The 18,987-nt window shown below is 70.9% G+C and carries 9 protein-coding genes; 3 read left to right on the plus strand and 6 right to left on the minus strand.

The window, feature by feature from the left end; all coding sequences use genetic code 11:
* Window positions 1–190 precede the first annotated feature (190 nt).
* Complete coding sequence (locus ACIPSJ_RS04205) at window positions 191–2,140, plus strand: hypothetical protein (RefSeq protein WP_401343243.1); 1,950 nt, start codon at window positions 191–193, stop codon at window positions 2,138–2,140.
* Window position 2,141: 1 nt separating this feature from the next.
* Here ACIPSJ_RS04205 and ACIPSJ_RS04210 read toward each other — a convergent pair whose 3' ends face one another.
* Together ACIPSJ_RS04210 and ACIPSJ_RS04215 are read right to left on the minus strand one after the other, a co-directional pair.
* A complete protein-coding gene (locus tag ACIPSJ_RS04210; RefSeq protein ID WP_401343245.1) occupies window positions 2,142–3,311 on the minus strand; it encodes an FG-GAP repeat domain-containing protein in 1,170 nt (389 codons plus the stop codon).
* Window positions 3,312–3,343: 32 nt separating this feature from the next.
* Complete coding sequence (locus tag ACIPSJ_RS04215; protein ID WP_401344562.1) at window positions 3,344–8,152, minus strand: family 43 glycosylhydrolase; 4,809 nt, start codon at window positions 8,150–8,152, stop codon at window positions 3,344–3,346.
* A 358-nt stretch (window positions 8,153–8,510) separates the two neighbouring features.
* Between ACIPSJ_RS04215 and ACIPSJ_RS04220 the strand changes: the two genes are divergently transcribed.
* Window positions 8,511–9,035: a hypothetical protein gene (locus ACIPSJ_RS04220; protein WP_355710805.1), complete on the plus strand. Its 525-nt coding sequence runs from the start codon at window positions 8,511–8,513 to the stop codon at window positions 9,033–9,035.
* Window positions 9,036–9,427: 392 nt separating this feature from the next.
* Window positions 9,428–10,339 (plus strand): alpha/beta fold hydrolase, encoded by a 912-nt coding sequence (locus tag ACIPSJ_RS04225; RefSeq protein ID WP_401344564.1) that lies wholly within the window; start codon window positions 9,428–9,430, stop codon window positions 10,337–10,339.
* Between the two features lie 28 nt (window positions 10,340–10,367).
* On the opposite strand, the gene fxsT is transcribed toward ACIPSJ_RS04225, so the two are convergent.
* From fxsT to fxsBH, 4 genes are all read right to left on the minus strand, one after another.
* Window positions 10,368–14,315 carry an FxSxx-COOH system tetratricopeptide repeat protein gene (fxsT, locus tag ACIPSJ_RS04230; RefSeq protein ID WP_401343247.1) on the minus strand — a complete coding sequence of 1,316 codons (3,948 nt, stop codon included), beginning with the start codon at window positions 14,313–14,315 and terminating at the stop codon, window positions 10,368–10,370.
* Window positions 14,312–15,619, minus strand: a complete 1,308-nt coding sequence (locus tag ACIPSJ_RS04235) for a TIR-like protein FxsC (protein WP_401343249.1) — start codon at window positions 15,617–15,619, stop codon at window positions 14,312–14,314. The genes fxsT and ACIPSJ_RS04235 overlap by 4 nt, the downstream gene beginning before the upstream one ends.
* A gap of 104 nt (window positions 15,620–15,723) precedes the next feature.
* Complete coding sequence (locus ACIPSJ_RS04240) at window positions 15,724–16,431, minus strand: AAC(3) family N-acetyltransferase (protein WP_401344566.1); 708 nt, start codon at window positions 16,429–16,431, stop codon at window positions 15,724–15,726.
* Window positions 16,432–16,516: 85 nt separating this feature from the next.
* Window positions 16,517–18,694 carry a radical SAM/SPASM protein FxsBH, inactivated beta-hydroxylase extension form gene (gene fxsBH / locus ACIPSJ_RS04245; RefSeq protein WP_401343251.1) on the minus strand — a complete coding sequence of 726 codons (2,178 nt, stop codon included), beginning with the start codon at window positions 18,692–18,694 and terminating at the stop codon, window positions 16,517–16,519.
* Window positions 18,695–18,987 lie beyond the last annotated feature (293 nt).

The following is an 18,987-nucleotide window of genomic DNA, read 5'->3' on the forward strand; positions in this document are numbered from 1 at the left end:
CCTTAGACCGTCCCTCGACCCCGGCAGACCGCCCCTCGGCCCCTCCCGATGAGTGTCGACAGTAGGTCGGTTTCTGATGAGCGATCCTGAGAATATCGCCCAACTGTCGACAGTTTCCCGGCTGTTGGGGCAGACTGCACCGCGATCCGGAACCGTCCGTAGGCAAGTCGTGACCGCGGAGGAGTCGTTCATGGCAACAGGCAGCAGTGCGACAGGCAGCAGCGCGTACGAGCCGTCGATGAGGGACCGGGTGCGGGCCCTGGTGGTGCTGGCGGCCGCGGGGGCCGGTTCGGCGGCGCTCCCGGGAACCGCCCGCGCGGCGGACACGGGGGACACGGGGGACACGGGGGACACGGGGGACACGGGGGACACGCTCAGCGTGGCCGCCGGGGAGACCTACCTGGTCGCCACGACCACCACCCTGAACTCCCTGACGATCGCCGAGGGCGGCACCCTTGCCGTCCCCGACGGATACAGCCTCACCCTGACCGTGGACGGCGTGGAGACCGGCTCCGTGCTGACCGCCACCCTCGCCACCGGCACCACCATCGCCCCCGGGTCCTACACCGGCGCCATCGTGCTCACCGTCGCCGAGCAGAACCCCGCCACCTTCGCGGGCGTCACCTTCCCGCTGCGGCAAGCGCTGTACGTGGGCGAGGACGGCATCGTCGCCGCCAAGTCCGCCACCCCCGCGCTGGTCGGCGGCACGGTGACCGACACGGCGGCGCAGGGGGTGGCCGTCACCTCCACCGGCGAGGCCTTCGACGGCTTCTACGTCGCGGAGGGCGCCGCGTACACGGTCACCGACACCACGATCGGCTTCACCGGCAACGGCCGCTGCGACTTCGTCGGCGACGGCGCCGCCCTCGTCGGCACCGGGTCCGGGACACGGCTGGTCCTGGACGGGGTCACCGTCTCCAACAAGGGGGTCGTACGCAGCGGGCTGGTCGCCGAGGACGGCGCCGATGTCGTCGTCAAGAACTCCAGCATCCAGTGCCTCAACGGGACCCTGCCCGCCGACTACGTCTTCGGCGGCGGCGCCGACATGCTCGTCGTGCCCTGGCGGCTCGGCATCTCCGGGAACGTCCGCGCCACCAACCTCATCGGCACCGGCACCCGGGCCACCTACCTCAACTCCACCATCGCCTCGGAGACCTGGGGCGCCTTCTCCACCGACTCCGTCTCGGGCGCCCAGGCCACCGCCGTCAACTGCGCCATCAGCAACCTCGGCGACGAGGGCTACGGCTCCTTCGCCGACGGCGACGTGACGGAACGGATCCTCGGCTGCACCCTCGACACCGGCACCTACGCCACCATCATCGGCGCCTCCAACAGCACGCTGTACTACGGCGACAGCACCCGCGAGGACCTGGCCCAGCTCAACACCGACCTCGAACTGGGCCTGACCGGCGACGAGTTGGCCGCCCTGCCCGAGCAGAGCACCACCATCACCTCCCGGCAGTTCGGGGTGATGTGGCACGGGGCGGGCACGCTCCACATCAGCGGCGGGACGCTCCTCACCACCGCCGCGACCACCTTCCTCGACAAGGCGGTACGGGCCACCATCACCGTGGACGGCTCGCAGGGCGCCGCCCTCACCCCCGGCAACGGCGTCGTCCTCCAGGTGATGGAGACCGACAACCCCGGGTCCAACGCCGGCGTCTACACCGAGCCCACCGACGACCCCGTGAAGGACGGCACCTGGGACGTCTCCACCGCCCACGACACCGACACCACCGCCGCCTTCACCGCCATCGCCCTCACCGGCGACTTCTACAACGCCATGCGCACCGGCCGGAACATGGCGCTGACCTTCGACGCGTCGGCCGTCACGGGCGTGCTGTCGGCCTCCGCCTCCCGGCACGCGATCGACACCATCACCTCCGCCGAGTACGCCCAGCTCGGCCATGTCACCAACACCGCGCAGCCGGTCGTCAACAACGGGGTGCTGGTCTCGCTCACCGCGGGATCCGAGTGGACGGTCACCGGAACGTCGTACCTCAGCCGGCTGACGCTCTCGGCGGACTCGGCGGTGACCGCGCCCGCCGGGAGCACGGTCTCGATGACGGTCGACGGGGAGCCGACCGCCATCGAGCCGGGCGGGGACTACAGCGGGGCGATCACCCTGACCCTGGGCTGACTCAGCCGCACGAGCCGGTGAACACGTCCACCGCGTCGTCGCTGCTGCTCGCGACCACCAGGTCCTGGGTGCCGTCGGACGTGACGTCGGCGGCGGCCGCCTCGTAGGCGCCGTCCGCCGACAGTTCGGTCAGCTCGGTGAGCGAGCCGCCCGAGGTGCCCGTGTAGACGCTGACCGAGCTGCCGTTGTTGGACGACACCAGGATGTCCGGGATGTCGTCGCCGTTGACGTCGGCCGAGTTGACGGCGACCGGCAGGGCGGACGTGGTGTAGTCGACGGGGTCCTGGAAGGTGCCGTCGCCGTTCCCGGCGTAGACCTCCAGGGTGTCGGAGCCGTTGCTGATCGTGGCGAGGTCGGTCGTCCCGTCCCCGTCGAAGTCGCCCTGGGTGAGCGAGTAGAGCCGGGCCACGCTGCTGTAGTCGGTGACGTCCCCGAAGGTCCCGTCGCCGTTGCCGAGGGCCACGCTGATCCCGCCGGCGGTGGCGACGCTGGCGGTGGCGACGTCGAGGTTGCCGTCGCCGTCGAAGTCGGTGAGGACGAGGCCGTGCGGCCGGGTCACGGTCACCGTCTGCGAGGAGACGGTGAACGCACCTTCACCGTCGCCCAGCAGCAGGTTGACCCGCCCGGCCGACTCCTCGGCCACCGCGATGTCCAGATCGCCGTCCCCGTCGACGTCCCCGGCGACCAGCGAACGGGCGCCCGAGCCGACCGTGTACTGGGTGGCGGTCCCGAAGGTGCCGTCACCGTTGCCGAGCAGGACGCTGACCGTGCCGCCGTCGAAGTCGGCGGTGGCGAGGTCCGGGTTGCCGTCGGCGTCGAAGTCGGCGATGACGGTCTGGTACGGCTTGTCGCCCACGGCGTAGTCCGTGGCCGTGCCGAAGGTGCCGTCGCCGTTGCCCAGCAGCACCGAGACGGTGTCGGCGTCGTTGTCCGCGGCGACCACGTCGGCGTTCCCGTCGCCGTCGAGATCGCCGGTCACCACGTGCCGGGGGTTGTCGCCGGTGCTCGCCGAGGAGGCGGACTTGGTGAAGGAGCAGGAGACGGCCGCCGTCGTGACCGGCTGACTCGCCGACGCGACGGCGGTCACCCCGGCCGCGACCGTCAAGGCGCCGGCCGCCCCGTAGGCCAGGATGCGGGGTGCCCGGCGGTTCCTGTGCTTGTTGACTGTCATGGTCACGGGAACCTACGGGCACCTCCTGTGATTCACGTGTTACGCGGCCGTGGTTTCGCGGGGTGCCGTGGCGGCAGGGGTACGACCACGGTGGCCGTCCCCCCGTCGTCGTCGCTGACGGTGACCACCGGCCGGTGCCCGCCCGCCTTCCGGTACAGGTGCTCGGCACGGCAGACCGAGCCACGGACCGTGCCCCGCGTCGGGCGGCTGCCGTCCTTCCAGTCGACGACGCAGGTGTGGGTGTCGGACGCGCCCTGGTCGGTGAAGCGGACCGTGACACTCGGGTGCCGGTCGCCGTGGCCGCGGGCGTCGGTGACGACCGGCGGGGCGTTGGCGACGGTCACGGTGGCGGTGTCGGTGCTGCGGCCGCCGGTCAGGGTGAGGGTGTAGGTGCCGTTGTCGGTGCAGGTGACGGTGGTCGCGGCGGACGCCGGGTCGGTGACCGTGCAGGGGGCTTTCGCGGGCACGGTCCACTTCGCTGTACCGGCGCCGGAGAGGGTGCCGGCGAGCGGGATCGCGTCCCCTTCCGTCCCGCTGACGTCCGGTCCCGCGTGCACGACGGTCACCGGATCGATGCTGGTCAGCGTCGGCACGACCGGTTTGATCAGTCCGTCCGCGTCGAACTCCAGCTTGTCGACGGTGGTTTCGCGGTGGGTGCCGTCGCCGCCGGGGATGGCGAAGCGGTGGTAGGCGATGTACCAGTCGTCGGTGTTCGGGACGTGTACGACGCTGTGGTGGCCGGTGCCCTTGATCCCCAGGGAGAGGTCCTTGGACAGGATCACGCCCCGCTTGGTCCAGGGGCCGGTGGGGGAGGGCCCGGTGGCGTAGGCGACGCGGTAGTTCTCGTCCCGGGTGTCGTTCTCCGACCACATGAAGTAATAGGTGCCGTTGCGCTTGATGACGAACGAGCCCTCGTTGTAGCCGCTCGGCGTGATGTCCTCGACCTTCGCCGTGTCGATGGACGTCATGTCGGCGTTCAGCGGGACCACATAGGCGTGGCCGTTGCCGAAGTAGAGGTACGACTGCCCGTCGTCGTCCGTGAAGACGGCCGGGTCGATCATCTGGCCGCTGAAGTCACCGGTCTTGAGGAGCGGCCTGCCGAGGGCGTCCTTGAAGGGCCCGGTCGGCGAGTCGGCCACCGCCACCCCGATGTTCGCGTCGGCGCAGAAGTAGAAGTAGTACTTGCCGTCCTTCTCGGCGATCGTCGGCGCCCAGGCCCTGCTGTCCGCCCAGCTGACGTCCGGGCCCAGGTCGAGGATGACGCCGTGGTCCGTCCAGTGGACGAGGTCGGTGGAGGAGTACGCCTTGAACTGCGTGCCGCTCCAGCCGTCGTAGCCGTCGGTGGTCGGGTAGAGGTAGAAGGTGTCGCCGAAGCGGACGATGTTCGGGTCGGCGTTGAGCCCCGGCAGCACCGGGCTCTTCATGATCAGAGCCGAGACCGTCCAGGTGCGCTGCTTGCCGTCGGAGCCCGTCACCTCGTACGTCACCGGCTTGCTGAAGTCGTGCACGCTCCCCGAGGCCGGGCTGATGGCGGCGCCGTGCGCCAGGGTGAACTCCGGTGCCAGGGCGGTGAGATCGGAGCCCCCGGTCATCGGCAGCGTGATCCTGCTGTCCGCGTCGTCGACGATGGCGTCGACCTTCAGACCCGGCTGGGTCGCCCTGGCGATTCCGGCCGTGTTGCCGCTGAGCTCCATCACCTCGGCGGCCGACAACGCCCGGTCGTAGATGCGGAAGTCGTCGACCTCGCCGCCGAAGTACGGGTCGGCCGAGTAGAGGGAGCGGCCGATGTAGCCGGTGTAGTCCTTGCTCGCGTCGTACAGCTCGGACGGCTTGATGGTGGTCGTGGTGCGGGCCGCCTCGACGCCGTCCACGTAGAGGACCATCGTGCCGGTGGTGCCGTCGAGGGTGACGGTGACGTGCCGCCACTGGCCCGGGGTGAGCTGCGAGCCGGCCGTCAGCTTGGACTCCGCCGACCAACTGGCCTTGGTGATGGCCGAGTAGAGGCTGGAGCCGCCGTTGGACGGGGTGGCGAAGAGGTACTTGTCGCTGTCCGGGCCCAGTCCGAACAGCCACTGGAAGCTGTCGCCGCCCCGCCACTTGGCGTACGTCGACACGGTCACGCTGCCGGCGTTCCTCAGCACCCCGTTCGGGATCTTCACGTACGGCGAACTCGTCGCGTCCCCGGACATCTTGAAGGAGCCGCCCTCGACTCCCGTGCCGAACGCGGGCGTGCGGACGTACGTGCCGTGGTAGCCGTGCCCGCTGCTGTCCACGGCGATGTTGCCGCCGCTCTCGTCGAAGTCGTAGTGCAGCAGCAGGTCGGCCGGGACGTCGGGACCCTCCTCCGACACGGTGACCTCGGCCCGGACCGGGATCGCGGTGCCGTCCGGGAGGCTGCCGGTGACGGTGAAGGTGCCGGGCTGCGCGTAGGCGGACGCCGGGACGTCGTCCCAGGTGACGGCCACGGGCCGGTCGACACCGTCGGCGTACGTGGCGATCACGGTGGCGGGGAGGACCGGGGCCTGCCCCGTCCTCGTCCTCACCTGCACGCTCTCGACGCTCTCCACCAACTGGTCGGGCTGGTAGGCGCGGAGGAGCCGGTCGTACTCGGCCTGGGTGACCGGGAGCACGGTGCCGTGGCGGGGCTTGGCCGGGAGGTCGTAGTCGGCGACCGGGGTCCAGACACCGGAGTCGAGGTCGTCGGTCTCGAACGGGATGTACCCGCGCCCGCCGAACTCATCGAGGAACGCGTACCACTTGTCCTCCGTGTTGGACTTGAAGACCAGCGGCCCCTCGGCCGCGCTCATCGCGCCCTTGCCGATGCCCTCCGCGACCGGGGTCCAGTCGGTGCTGCGGATCGAGTCGCTCTTCTCCTCGAAGATGAACTTGCTGTTGGGCGTCGAGGAGGTGTTGTTCCGCTCGTCCTTGGAGAGCCGGTAGTAGGTGCCGTCCTTCTGGATCATCGTGGAGTCGATGACCGACCAGCCGCGGTCGATCCACACCTTGGGCTCGCTGAAGGTGTAGAAGTCCCGGGTGGTCGCGTACATCATGCGGTTGTACGTGTCGCCGGAGTGCGCCTCGTCGCCGTACAGCTTCGACGCCCAGAAGACGACGTACTCGCCGAGCTTCGCGTCGTAGAACGCCTCGGGCGCCCAGGTGTTGCCCGCGCTGTCCGGGGCGACCTTCACCAGCCGCTGGTCCGTCCAGTGGACGAGGTCGGTGGACTCCCAGACCATGACGGACTTGGAGCCGGTGCGCTGGGCGGCGTCCCAGTCGCCGTTGCCGTAGATCCGGAGGTCGGTGGCGATCTGGTAGAACTTGTCGCCCTCGGGGGAGCGGATGATGAACGGGTCGCGCAGGCCCTTCTCGCCGAGCGTGGAGGTCAGGACGGGCTTGCCGTCGTTCAGCTCCCGCCAGTTCAGCGGGTCGTCGCCCTTGCTGAGGGCCGCGTAGAGCTGTTCGCCGTCGGCGGTGCCCTCGCCGGTGAAGTAGCTGAACATGTAGCCCTTGAGGGCTGCCGGGGCGGGGAGTTCGGGGACGCGGGCGGTGAAGGTGCGGGTGCTGTGCGCCTCGCCCCTGGTGACCGTCGCGGTCAGGTCGACGGTGGTGGCTCCGGCGCCGTGCGCGGGGCGGTGGACCGTGCCGTCGGCGGAGACGGTGTCCGGATCGGCGGAGGACCAGGTGACGGTGGTGTTGTAGGCGCCGGTGGCGGGGAGGGTGAGGTTGCCGCGGGCGTCGTCGACGTTGTGGACGGTGAGGGCGCCGGCGGCCCGCTCGGCGGCGGTGGCGTCGTCGAAGTCGGCGAGGACGGTGATGTCGAAGGTCCTGGTGTCGGTGACCGTGCCCTTGGTGAGGGTCGCGGTGAGCGTGGCACGGGCGTCGAGGGAGCCGGCGGCGGGCCGGGTCACCTTGCCGGAGTCCGAGACGACGTCGGGGTGGTCGCTGGACCAGGTGATGGCCGAACCGCCCGCCGTACCGGTCTTCGGCAGGTCCAGGTCGGCGGTCACGGCATCGGTGTCGCCCAGGCTCAGGGCCGCCTTGTCGTCGGCGACGCCCTGGGTGTCGACGGGCAGGGCGAGCTGCCCGACCTCGGAGGAGTCGAGGGCGCGGTCGTATACGCGGAAGTCGCGGATGCGGCCCTTGAAGAGCTTGTCGCCCGAGTAGACGGACTTTCCTATGTAGTTGGCGACGGTGCTGCCCGACCCGATGGCGCCGGGGGTGATGGTGACGGAGGTGTTCCGGCCGACCTCGACGCCGTCCTCGTAGAGCACACCCGTGGTGCCGGTCTGGGTGTAGGCGAGGTGCTTCCACACCGCGCGGGTCAGGTTGTGGGAGTCGGACGGCTTGGTCGTCTGCTCGGTCGACCAGTTGCCGGTGGCGAGGGAGGTGCGCAAGGAGTTGCCGGTGGTGAAGAGGTAGCCGTTGCCGCTGCTGCCGCTGGAGTTGCCGAAGCCGTAGAGGAAGTACGGGGTGGACTGGGCGGAGTCGATCCGCACGTCCAGGGACACCGTGATGGCGTCCATGCCCTTCATGACGTCGTCCGGGACCTTGACGTACGTGTCGGAGCCGTTGAAGCCGAGGCCCTGGCCGGAGGACGACCAGTCGGCGGTGCCGTTGACCGTGCCGTCGCGTCCGTTGCCGGAGGCGTCGGAGGCTCCGTCGGCGGAGTCGAGGGGGTACCAGAGGGCGAGGCCGGTGGTGAGGCTGTCGGCGGTGGGGGTTTCGGCCGCCGCTGGGAGCGCCGGTCCGGCGAGGGCGAGCAGGGTCGAGGCGGCGGCCAGGGCGGCGAGGTGACCCGCCCGGCGTCTCGCGCGGCCACGGGGTCGTGCGGTGTGCGGCATGGCGGCTGTCATGGGGGTTCCTGCCAAGTCCCTTGTCGTTAACTGCGGATGACGTCGCGTTGCGAGAGTGTCAAACGATGTACACGGGGTCGTCAAGAGTTTTCGAACAATGTCCGACTGGTCGAACATGCAAGGCGGCCGGACTTCCCGCCCCCGGCGCCCGCGTCGAAGTGGACCGTTGCGCCGACAACCAAGCCCTGGCCATGGCTTGGCCTACGGCTGCCCGCCCCGGGTCCAATCTTCAACTAAGCAACTCCCGTCCCGGGTAAAGAGGTCTACCCGCATAGAACCCCCGGTGCTGTCATGCCCACGACTGCCCGGCGCCGTGCCGGGCGGCACCTCACCGGGAGACCCCCACATGTCCCGAACGCAGCGCCCCCTCGTCACGACGCTCTCCGCTCTCGCCCTCACCGTCGCGGGCCTCACCCTCACCACCGGCACGGCCCACGCCCAGTCCTGCAGCCAGGCCTACCTCCCGCTCCCCGACCCCAGCTGCCAGCCCGGTGACTTCAACCCCGACGTCACCCAGAGCACCATCGACTCCACCATCTGCGTCTCCGGCTGGACCGCGACCGTACGGCCGTCCAGCTCCTACACCACCGCGCTGAAGAAGAAGCAGATCGTCGAGTACGGCTACACCGACACCAGCACCTCCGACTACGAGGAGGACCACTTCGTCCCGCTGGAACTCGGCGGCGCCCCCAAGAGTGAGCTGAACCTCTGGCCCGAACCGGAGTACGGCACCAAGACCGCCGCCAACAAGGACACCGTCGAGAACAAGCTCAAGAAGGCCGTCTGCGCGGGCACCGTCAGTCTCTCCGACGCCCAGGACGCCATCGTGACCGACTGGACGACGGCCCTGTCCAGCCTCGGCCTGAGCTGACGCCGCCAACTTTGCTGCCCCGCACGAGGCTTGGACCTGCCACGTGCGGGGCAGAGCCCTCCTACCGGACAGCAGGTGCGGGCAGTGCTCGGCAAGAGGAGGGCGTCATGGACGGTCGGATCCGCGTGCGCGTTGTTCGTCGCCCCGCCCCTCGGGGCCAGGAGATCGACCGCAGGACGCCCTCCGGGCGCATCCTGCCGTACTAGCCGGGGCCGGCAGACGGCGGAGGCACCGGCAGGCCTGACCGCCGTCCCATCCCTTCGGCTCCGGCTCCCGCACAGCCGTCCGTCACCTCGCCACCGAGCAGGTCGGCCGCCTCGGCCCCGCCCTGTTCCGCCCCGTTGGCCTGCGCATTCGTTTCGTGTCTCGACGCCATGGGCACATTTCGGGCGATGCGGGCCCGGCTGCGGGCGCAGGAGGAGGACGCGGGAGTGCTCGACCTGGTGCGGACCGCGAGCGGGCGGCGACTGGAGGTGGCCGTCTCGGGGAACCCCGGGGGACGGCCGGTGATCCTCCTGCACGGCACACCCGGCAGCCGGGTGGGCACCTGGCCCATGCTCTGCCACCAGGAAGGTGCCGCGCTCATCAGCTTCGACCGCCCCGGATACGGCGGTTCGGACCGCAGCCCCGGCCGACGGGTGGCCGACGCCGTCGAGGACGTGGCAGCCGTGGCGGACGCGCTCGGACTGGACCGGTTCGCGGTGGCCGGCCGCTCCGGCGGCGGCCCGCACGCCCTCGCCTGCGCGGCCCTGCTGCCGGGCAGGGTGACCCGGGCGGCCGCTCTGGTGGGGCTCGCACCGCGAGACGCCGAGGGGCTCGACTGGTTCGCCGGGATGACACCGTCCAACGTCGACGAGTTCCGTACGGCGTTCACCGACCCGCAGCGGTACGCGGCACGGATCATCTCCCGCGCGGCCGCGATCCGCGGCAACCCGGAGCGGCTGCTGGAGGACCTGCGGTCCGGTCTGACCGAGGACGACCGGCTGGTCGTCTCCGACGCGGGCGTTCGGTCGATGCTGCTGCGGAACTACTACGAGGCGCTGCGCACCTCGCCGTACGGCTGGATCGACGACATGATCGCGCTGACCGGCCCGTGGGGATTCGACCCGGCGCACATCAGGGTGCCGGTGCTGCTGTGGCACGGGGCGAAGGACGTGTTCACGCCCGCTTCCCACGCCTCCTGGCTGGCCGCGCGCATTCCGCGCGCCGAGGCCGTCCTGGAGCCGAACGCCGCGCACTTCGCCGCGCTGCGTGCCCTGCCCGGCGTACTGGACTGGCTGCTGACGGGGAAGCGGCAGGGCTGACCGACGGCGCCCCGCCCGCCGGACGCGCTCACAGGGTCAGGGGCTCCAGGTCCCGGTACACCCTCCGTCCCTCCAGTACGAACCGGGTGATGCCGTTGTTCTCGCCGAGCTGATCACGTTGGCCCGTCAGCCCCCTGACGGCTTCCTCGTGCCGCCCGCGGGCCTCGTCCTGGCGGCCGAGGGCTTCGAGGGTGAGGGCGCCGTTGCCGAGGACGGCCAGCGTCTCGGGGTGCAGGGGGCCCAGGTGGGTGCGCAGTGCGTCGGCGCTGCGCCGCTCCAGCTCCCAGGCCTCCTCCGGACGGTCGCTGTCGGCGAGCACGTTGGCGAAGTTGGCGGAGCAGAAGTGGGTGTGCGGGTGGTGGGCGCCGAGCGTCTCGGTCATGCGTTCCAGCGCCTGCCGGAACACCTCCCCGGCCTGCTCCACGGCATCGCAGCCCCACTGGTAGATGCCCAGGTTGTTCATCGCGGCCTGGGTGTGGGGGTGGGCCGGACCCGGATTCCTCATGTACTCGGCGAGCACCTGCTGGGCCAGGTCGCGCGCGGCTTCCCGGTCCTCGGCCGCGAACAGATCCGCGGCGAGGTTCAGTTCGCAGGCGAGTCCGCCCGGGGTGGGCACGGTGTACTGGGCCCGGTACTGCTCCAGCGTCGCGGAGGTCAGCCGCCGCGCGTCCGCCAGCTCGCCCACGCGGCGCAGCGACAGCGCGAGTGACTTGGCGCACCGCAGCGTGCCCGGGAAGCCCTTGCCGAGAGCACGCTTGTACTGCTCGTACGTCCGCGACAGCAGGGCCACCGAATCGGTGTACCGGCCGGTTTCCCGCAGGTCGCGGCCGAGGTTCTCCGCCGACGACAGCGTGTAGATGTGATCGGGGCCGTGGATCCGCACCCGGCGGGCGAGGTTGGCCTCGTCGATCCGCCGGGCATCGTCGTACTTGCCGACCATGCGCAACGCCAGGGCGTGGTTGTTGGCCGCCTTCAGCGTGCGCGGGTGCGCCTCGTCGAAGATGTCGTTGAAGCCGTCGTGCGCTTCGCGCGCCAGCTCCACCGCCTCGACGTACCGGCCCAGTGCCGCCATGTCGGCGGCGAGGCCGGACGTGGTGCTGAGCGTGTGCGGATGCCGTGGGCCGAGTACGCGCCGCTGCCGCTCCCGCAGGTCCTCGTTCAGCTCCCGCGCGTCGGCGTACAGTCCCTGCGAGCGCAGCACGTTGGCGAGTTGGAAGCGCAGGCTCAGGTACTGCGCGTCGTTCTCGCCGAGGGGTTCCTTCCAGTGGGCCAGGAGGTCCTCGGCGAGTTGCTGTGCCCGGGCGAACTCGCCGCGCTTCCAGAGGTAGCGGACGCGGTCGACGAGGAGACTGCGCGGCTCCGCCTCGGTGCAGTCGCGGATGCCGGAGGCGGCGAGATGCGGCCAGATGAGGTCGAACCGCGGCCAGTTGGCCTGGTCGTCGGTGGGCTCGTCCTCCCCCGCGGGGCGGGCTTCGCTGAGGATTCTGTGCACGGTGTGCCGGGCCCGGCTCCGCTCCTCCTCCGTCATCTGCGAGCGGATCACCGCCTGCACGAGCCGGTGCACCTGGATCGAGTTGGAGGGCTGGTCGATATTGGCGAGCGCGAACCGGCCGATCTCGCGCACCAGCCGGCCGAGCAGCAGACGATCCCGCAAGCTCGCGTCGTAGGAGCTGAGATCATGCAGCAGTTCGTCGCTTTCGTAGAGCAGTTCCGCGGAGATCGGCTCGGGGCCGAGAAGCGCGCACAGCTGGAGCAGCCGTACCGAGGCGGGCGAACGCCGGCTCAGCCGCTCGATGGAGATGTTCCAGGTGGCGGCCACCGTCTCGGGGTAGTCGGCCGGCTGGTTGATCCCCATCACCGCGGCGGTCTCCTCGGCGAGGCGGCGCAGGTACTCGCCCGTCGGCACGGCGGTCTCCGCCAGCCAGGCGCCGGCCTGTTCCACCGCGAGCGGCAGGTCGCCCACGGCCTCCGCGACCTGGTCCGCCTCCGTCGGGGTGAGGCCCCGGGCGCGCCGGGACAGGTGCTCGACGCTCTCCTGGCGCCGGAAGACGTCGACCTGCAGAGCGGGGGCCAGCTGCGACCACACCTGGTTGCGTGAGGTGATCAGGATGTGGCCGCCGCCGGTGGTGGGCAGGTAACCGGCCAGCTCCCGGGGGTCGTCGGCGTTGTCGAAGACGAGGATCCACCGCCTGGTGGGGTTGCCCTGGGAGAGCATGCGTACCGTCTCCTGGCTGGCCAGGGACATGTCCTCGCCGCCGGGCGCGCCGATGCGGGCGCCGAGTTCGGCGAGCGAGGCCACCACGTTGTCGACGTTCTCGGCCGGCACCCACCACACCAGGTCGTAGTCGCCGGCGAAGCGGTGCACGTACTCCAGCGCGATCTGCGTCTTTCCGACACCGCCCAGCCCGAACAGCGCCTGGGGCTGCGGCAGTACCGCCGTGAGGCCGCTGTGCAGGGACTCCCGCAGCCTCTCCAGGATCCGGCTCCGGCCGGTGAAGGTGAGGTTGCGCTGCGGCACGTTCCAGCAGAAAGGGTCACGGCTGGGGAATCGCGGTGCCGCCGTTCCCCCTTTCGGCAGTTGCCCGGGCAGTTCGAGCGCACGAAGCAACGCGCTTTCACATGCCGCCTGGTCAAGTCCGTTCAGGTCGACCGGGTCGGCCTGGCCCAGGTACGCGTCCGGCAGTCGAACCTCGTCGATCCGTACCGGTATCACCGCTCCCCGGCGCCCGTCGCGGTCGAAGGGGAGATGCCGGACGTGTTCGATGCCCGGGGAACGGAACAGCGCACGGGAGGTCAGCACGAGGGCGAAGGTGCCGGGGTCGACGCGGTCCAGCGGGGCGGTGGTCAGATCGTGCAGCGTCCCGGTGCCGTCGGCCCGCTGCACCAACGACTCGATCCAGTCGGCCCACAGCCGGTCCTCGGGCACGTACGCGATCACGACCCGCGGCGCGGTGGTCCGCGGCAGGCGCCGGATGAACGCGTCCCGGCCACGCAGCTGCACCGGCTCCGGGATCTGCGGCAGCGCCGTGATCTCGTGGTCGGACACGAACGCGGTGAGCCGTTCGTAGGCGGACAGCAGCGACTTGGGGTCGCCCTTTCTGTCCCCCACCACGGCGAGGGTCTCCTCGTAGGCGTAGTACGCCTTGTACGGAATCTCGACGCCGTCCCAGTAGGCGGTGAGCTCTTCGGCGCTCAGCCGCTCCCCGCCCGGCCCCGTCGGCAGCCCCGCGAACCGCACCCTGGCCAGCGCACGGCCCGCTTCGACCTTGCGCCGGTCGCTCTCGTCGACGCGCATCGGCACCGGCAGCACCCTGATCCGCCGGGCGCGGTGCTCGTCGCCGACACTGTGCGCCACTTCGGCGGCGCCCTCGATGGACTGGTCGCTGAGCGTGAAGCAGTCGACGAGGACATCGGGCAGCTGGAGCGTGCAGATGTCCGCGGTGTCGGACTGTCCGGTGCGGGAGTCGATCAGGACGTAGTCGTACGACCGCTTCATGCTGTCGCGCAGCGCCTCCAGGAACAGGCCGCCCCCGAGGCGGTCGTAGAAGTTGTCCCACTCCAGGGAGGAGGCCATGCCCGAATAGGCACGGAACCGGCGGCCGGCGGAGAGGAAGTCCAGCGAGCCGCCGTTCTCGAAGCCGAGTCCCTGCCGCTCGGGGGCGACCGAGACGGCGTGCTGCTCCACATCCGCGAACTCCAGGTGCCAGGGCCCGGTGCGGGTGGTTCCGTCCGTCGCCGCCCAGGCGTAGTCCTGGAGGATGTTGACGACGCCGCCGGTGGCCGTGAGCGCACCGGGATCCAGGAACGGGCGGAAGAAGCTGTGAAGTCCCGCAGCCTCGAGGTCCCAGTCCACGGCGAGGACGCGTCTGCCGTTCGCGGCGAGGATCCAGGCCGTGTTGGCCAGCGCCATCGTCCGTCCGGTGCCGCCCTTGTACGAGTAGAAGGTGATGACGCGTCCGTCCCGCGAGGCCGTCATGCCTCTCCTCCGGGTAGGTCTTCCGAGCCGGGGCCGGGCGGCGGGCCGACATCCGTCAGCCGAGGTCTGGGGAGGTGGGGGCCCGGTGGCAGTCGGACTTCCGCGTTCTTCAGGAACTGCCGGGACGTATAGGCCACGACGTCGGGCAGCACCTTGGTGAAGGACGTCAGCGTGGGCACACCGTTGACGGCGTAACGGCAGTCGCCGCGCCGCGCCCTGTCGAGGATGGCCGGCATCACCCGCTCCAGCTCCTCCGCGAGCCGGCGCCCTTCCTCCCCGTGGTTCTGCAGGTCCGCCCGGCAGCGCGGCACGATCGCGCTCACCCAGGGGTGCGCCGCCCCGTCGAACACCTTCAGCCTGCTCCGGCGTTCCTCGTCGGTCAGGGCCCACTGGTCCACGACCACGATGCCGGGCCGCCCCGCCACGGACTCCGGAGGCTCCTCGCCGGGGCTCTCGTCGTCGAGGGCGGCGACCGTGACCCGGTAGTCCAGGGAGCGGATCAGCTCCTCGGCATGCGCGGACAGCGCCCGTGTCGACTCGGTGTGGTAGGGGTTCCAGTCCAGTACGTCGTCGCCGTACGGCTGGGCGTCGCGGTGTTCCGGGACGGAGTCCCGGGTGGGCGCGGCCACCGTCAGGCGGATGTGCCGGGGCCCTGTGCCGCGCGGCTTGAAGGCGCTCGGCGTGCTCTCGTAGTCCCGGGGCCGCCCGGGTGGCAGCCGGGTCTCGTGAGCGGCCTGGACGATGCGCTCGGCGAGAGCGAACACGGTCTCCTCGTACTCGTCGCGCAGCCGGTTGAGTTTGATCAGCCCGTAGATTCCGTTGGTGAGGTATCGCCCGCCGGACGACGAGTTCTCCACGTGTATGTGGCGGACGGAGTCGGGCAGTTCCCCGAAGTCGACACGCGTCCACAGGGCGGGCACCATGGCCGACACCGGCGCCGCCCCGGTGGACTTGGCGTGCAGCATCCGCTCGTGGAACGCGTACCACTCGCGGCCGCACATCTCGCTGGTGAAGTAACGCGGTGAGAAGAGCGGCACGAACACCCGGCAGGTGGCGAGGTTCTGGCTCAGTTTCTCGGGCCAGCCCTCTCCCGAACGCATCTGCCGGTCCATGAAGCCCGCGGGCGACCCGGCCGGCAGGTCGGTGAGCGCCATGATGTGACTGCACAGGTCGTTGAAGAGGACGCGTACCCAGTGGTCCGGATCCCCGCTGTCCGGGCCCCAGGGCGGAGTGTGGGCGTACGACAGGAAGAAATACGGGCGGTTGTCCGGAGCCCGGTCCTCCGCACGCTCCGCAGTACCCACAAGTCCCCCTGCCCGCCGCTGAGCTGACGGACTGCCCCGCCGACGGTCGCTCTACGGCCGAACCAACAATGTGCCCGACCGGCAGACCGTGCGGTTCACTGCTTTCAGGTCAAAGATCGGCGATATCCGGACATCTGGATCTTCGCGTGAGTGACAACGTCACGCATTGCACACAACACGACCGGCTTTGACCCCCACTCGGCCTGGGCGAGCAGCTCACGCGGCAGCCGGGATCCGATCTCGCCGAAGTCGCTGTCGTCCAGTTCGAGATCCCGGTACGAGATCCAGTTCCCCTTCTCGCCCACCACGCACCGGTAGGTGCGCCGGGGCGGCCTGGGGCGTATCAGGTACTCGGCGTGGTGGAACGCGCTGCACACCTCGAACCCCACCCGCAACAGCAGGATCTGGGCGTCGGCGCGGTACAGCCGCGCCATCGGGGAGAGCCTGCCGAAGTGGCCGCGCAGCGGATGCCGCCCGAGCAGCGCCCGCGCCTGAGGTCCGAGCCCGGCGAGGGAGGTCTGCGGATGCGCACTGCGTACGGCACCGAGCGTCGACCGCACGCACTCGGCGAGCGCTCCCATCGTCGGGCACTCGGTGGCGTCCGGGTCGAACGGCGGCATCGACCTGCGGTATTCGGCCACCTCCAGGGCGCTCATGCCGGCAACGGCCTCCCGATGAGCCCGGGAGGTGTCGGAGTTCTCCGGGGTGAACGCGGGGACGACCAGCGTGCCCCCGGGGCCGAGCGCGGCCAGCAGCGCGTCCCGGACCAGGTCCGGAGCGGTTCCGGTGCCGCTCAGCGAGGCGTGCACCATCAGCACGCCGCCCCTTCGGACGCCCAGCCGGCGCAGGAGGTGAGTCAGTTCCGCCGGCTGCGACTCTTCGGTCACGAGATGCCTCTTAGATGTTCGCCCACTGCGACCACATGCCGGCCACCCATACGGCACCGGTGACCGTCAGTTCGGATTCCGGAAGGAGGGTGAGCGCCGTGAGTGCCCGTGCGGCCTCCCGAGGCTCCCGTCGCCCCAGTGCCTCGTCCGCCCGGTCCAGCAGGGTACCCGCGGGGCTGCCCGGGCGGTGCAGATCGGCCGTTTCGCGCAGGGCGATGAGCCGGGCGCGGCGGCCGATGCGGGGCAGTTCCCGGGCGAACTGCTCGGGCGTCACGTCCACCGCCACGCCCAGCGCCCCGAACCCGTGGGCGCCGAGCCGCAGACCGTTGCCCGCTGCCAGCGGGGTGAGCACGGTGGGGCGGAACTCGTCCGGGGCGGTCGGACGGTCCTGGGCCTCCTCGTCCAGCAGCTCGTAGGCCCGGCTCAGCCGCGCGGTGAACCCGTCGTCCACGAGCGGCGGGACGACGGCGACGGGATAGCAGTCGCGGTAGGGGTCGGCGTCGTCGACGAGCGGGCCGTTGTGTGACGGCAACCGCCCGAGCGGGCGCCAGCGCGGGGAGGCGGGGACGTGGCCGAGCCGGACCCAGGAGCCATCGGGCTCCTGGTGGCCACCGCGCACCCGGAAGGCGTCCGGTGCCACGGTGACCTGGATCCGGCCGGGGGCGTCCAGCCGGTAGGTGCCCCAGGTGGGCAGGTGCAGCCGGGTGCCGGGCTGGTCCCAGGAGAGGGTGGCCGGTACCTCCGCGCGCAGCGCCGCGGCGGCGGTCAGCGACATGAACCTGGCCGTGTCGGCGGAGCCGCGCAGGGAGTGGTGCAGGCCGGTGCGTACATAGGGGTGGGCCAGCACCTCGTCCAGGTGCGGGGCGGCCTCGGGGTCGGCGTCCAGGGCCAGCAGCAGCCGCCAGGCGTCCGCCGCGTCCGGCTCGGCCACCAGCTGCTGCCGGGTCCGGCGCAGCAGCAGCCGGTCCAGCTCCAGCTGGGCCCAGACGAGCCGGTCGGTCCCCAGCACCGCGGGCGCGAAGGAGCGGTCGGTCACCCGGTCGGCGATGCCGTCGACCAGGGAGCGCAGGTCGGCGCAGAAGACGCTCGGGTTGTCGAAGCCGTTCTCCGAGCGGTACCGGTGCCCGTACAGGCCGCCGCCGCAGGACCGCACCACCGGGCAGCGGCGGCAGGTGTCGCTGATGCCGTCGACGCCCGCCTGCCGGGCCCGCACACCGGGGTGCGTGGCGAACTCCGCGAAACCGTGTCGGAAGACGTCGTAGCCGGTCTCGGGAGCGCCCGGGAAGGCGACCTTCAGCCAGTCGGCCTGTTCGAAGGTGCCGTCCGTCTCGATCACGGCGAGGTCGCTGGGCGCCAGTCCCATCGCCTCGGTCAGGGGCGGTCCGCCCCGCAGGGTGCTGAGCACGGAGTCGAAGGTCCGCACCGGCATCGGGCGGCCCTGTTCCTCCCAGCGGTCGAAGACCGCGAGCAGCCAGTCGGCATACGGTGCGGCGGTCCCGGTGGGGTTGGGGGGCGGGTTCTCCCAAGTGCCGTGCGGAAGCAGGTAGTCGATCCGCGGCGGGGCGAGCTCGGTGAGGGCGTCGTGCACCGCGACGGGGTCGTTGGCCACGTCCACCGTGCACAGGATCCCGCTGAACAGGTGGCGGTACTCGGGTTCCCGCAGCAGCCGGATGCCGCGCACCACGCGGTCGTGGCTGCTGCGTCCCCTGCGGTCCAGCCGGTGCCGGTCGTTGGCGGCGCGGTCGCCGTCCAGGGACACGCTGACCCGGACCCCGAACTCCCGGCAGACGTCCAGATGGCGCCGGTTCAGGGTGACCGCGTTGGTGTGCATCCGCAGGTCGAGGGTGGTCAGCGGGGAGAGCGTGCGGGTGAGCCGCGCGCAGATGTCCCGTAACCGGGCCGGGCCCACCAGCAGCGGCTCGCCGCCGTGCAGGATCACCGAGACGGACTCCAGCGACCGTGCCTGCACGTACTCGGCGAGCCGGTCGGCGACGGACCGCACGGTCTCCGGCCGGATGAAGGTGGGGCGGGACCGCCAGCTCTGGTCGGCGTGCTGGTAGACGTAACAGTGGTCGCAGAGCAGATCGCACCTGCTGTGGATCTTGAGGACCAGCTGTCTCAGGGGAGGGCTGCCGGGCGACCGGGGACGCCGTACGGATATTGCTGCCTCATCAGCGCCTTGCGCCACGTCAGCCCTTCCGGATCAGACAGCCGAATTGAACCTGACCTGCTGGTCCGAGCGGCGGTCGGGGAGGTCCGTCACACGGCCCGCGTCGCGCGCCGCCACGGCCGTGCTCGGGTCCATGTCCGCCAGACGGGTGTGCCGGAGGGCCGGCGTGATGGTGGGGTAAGTGCGCCGCACGGGCGTCACCGGAATGTTCATGGTGCCTCTCAGCCCTGGTTCGGATGGTCGAAACGACGGGTGTCCTACCGGCGCCCGCCAAAGATCGATTCGTGGGCGGCGGCAGGATTTACGAACTA

Source organism: Streptomyces sp. NPDC090088 (genome assembly GCF_044747345.1).
Lineage (GTDB): Bacteria > Actinomycetota > Actinomycetes > Streptomycetales > Streptomycetaceae > Streptomyces.

Excerpts from the sequence above, each read along its gene's own strand:
- ACIPSJ_RS04205 (WP_401343243.1), top strand. The coding sequence starts at position 191 with ATGGCAACAGGCAGCAGTGCGACAGGCAGCAGCGCGTACGAGCCGTCG.
- ACIPSJ_RS04210 (WP_401343245.1), bottom strand. The coding sequence starts at position 3,311 with ATGACAGTCAACAAGCACAGGAACCGCCGGGCACCCCGCATCCTGGCC.
- ACIPSJ_RS04215 (WP_401344562.1), bottom strand. The coding sequence starts at position 8,152 with ATGCCGCACACCGCACGACCCCGTGGCCGCGCGAGACGCCGGGCGGGT.
- ACIPSJ_RS04220 (WP_355710805.1), top strand. The coding sequence starts at position 8,511 with ATGTCCCGAACGCAGCGCCCCCTCGTCACGACGCTCTCCGCTCTCGCC.
- ACIPSJ_RS04225 (WP_401344564.1), top strand. The coding sequence starts at position 9,428 with ATGCGGGCCCGGCTGCGGGCGCAGGAGGAGGACGCGGGAGTGCTCGAC.
- fxsT (WP_401343247.1), bottom strand. The coding sequence starts at position 14,315 with ATGACGGCCTCGCGGGACGGACGCGTCATCACCTTCTACTCGTACAAG.
- ACIPSJ_RS04240 (WP_401344566.1), bottom strand. The coding sequence starts at position 16,431 with ATGGTGCACGCCTCGCTGAGCGGCACCGGAACCGCTCCGGACCTGGTC.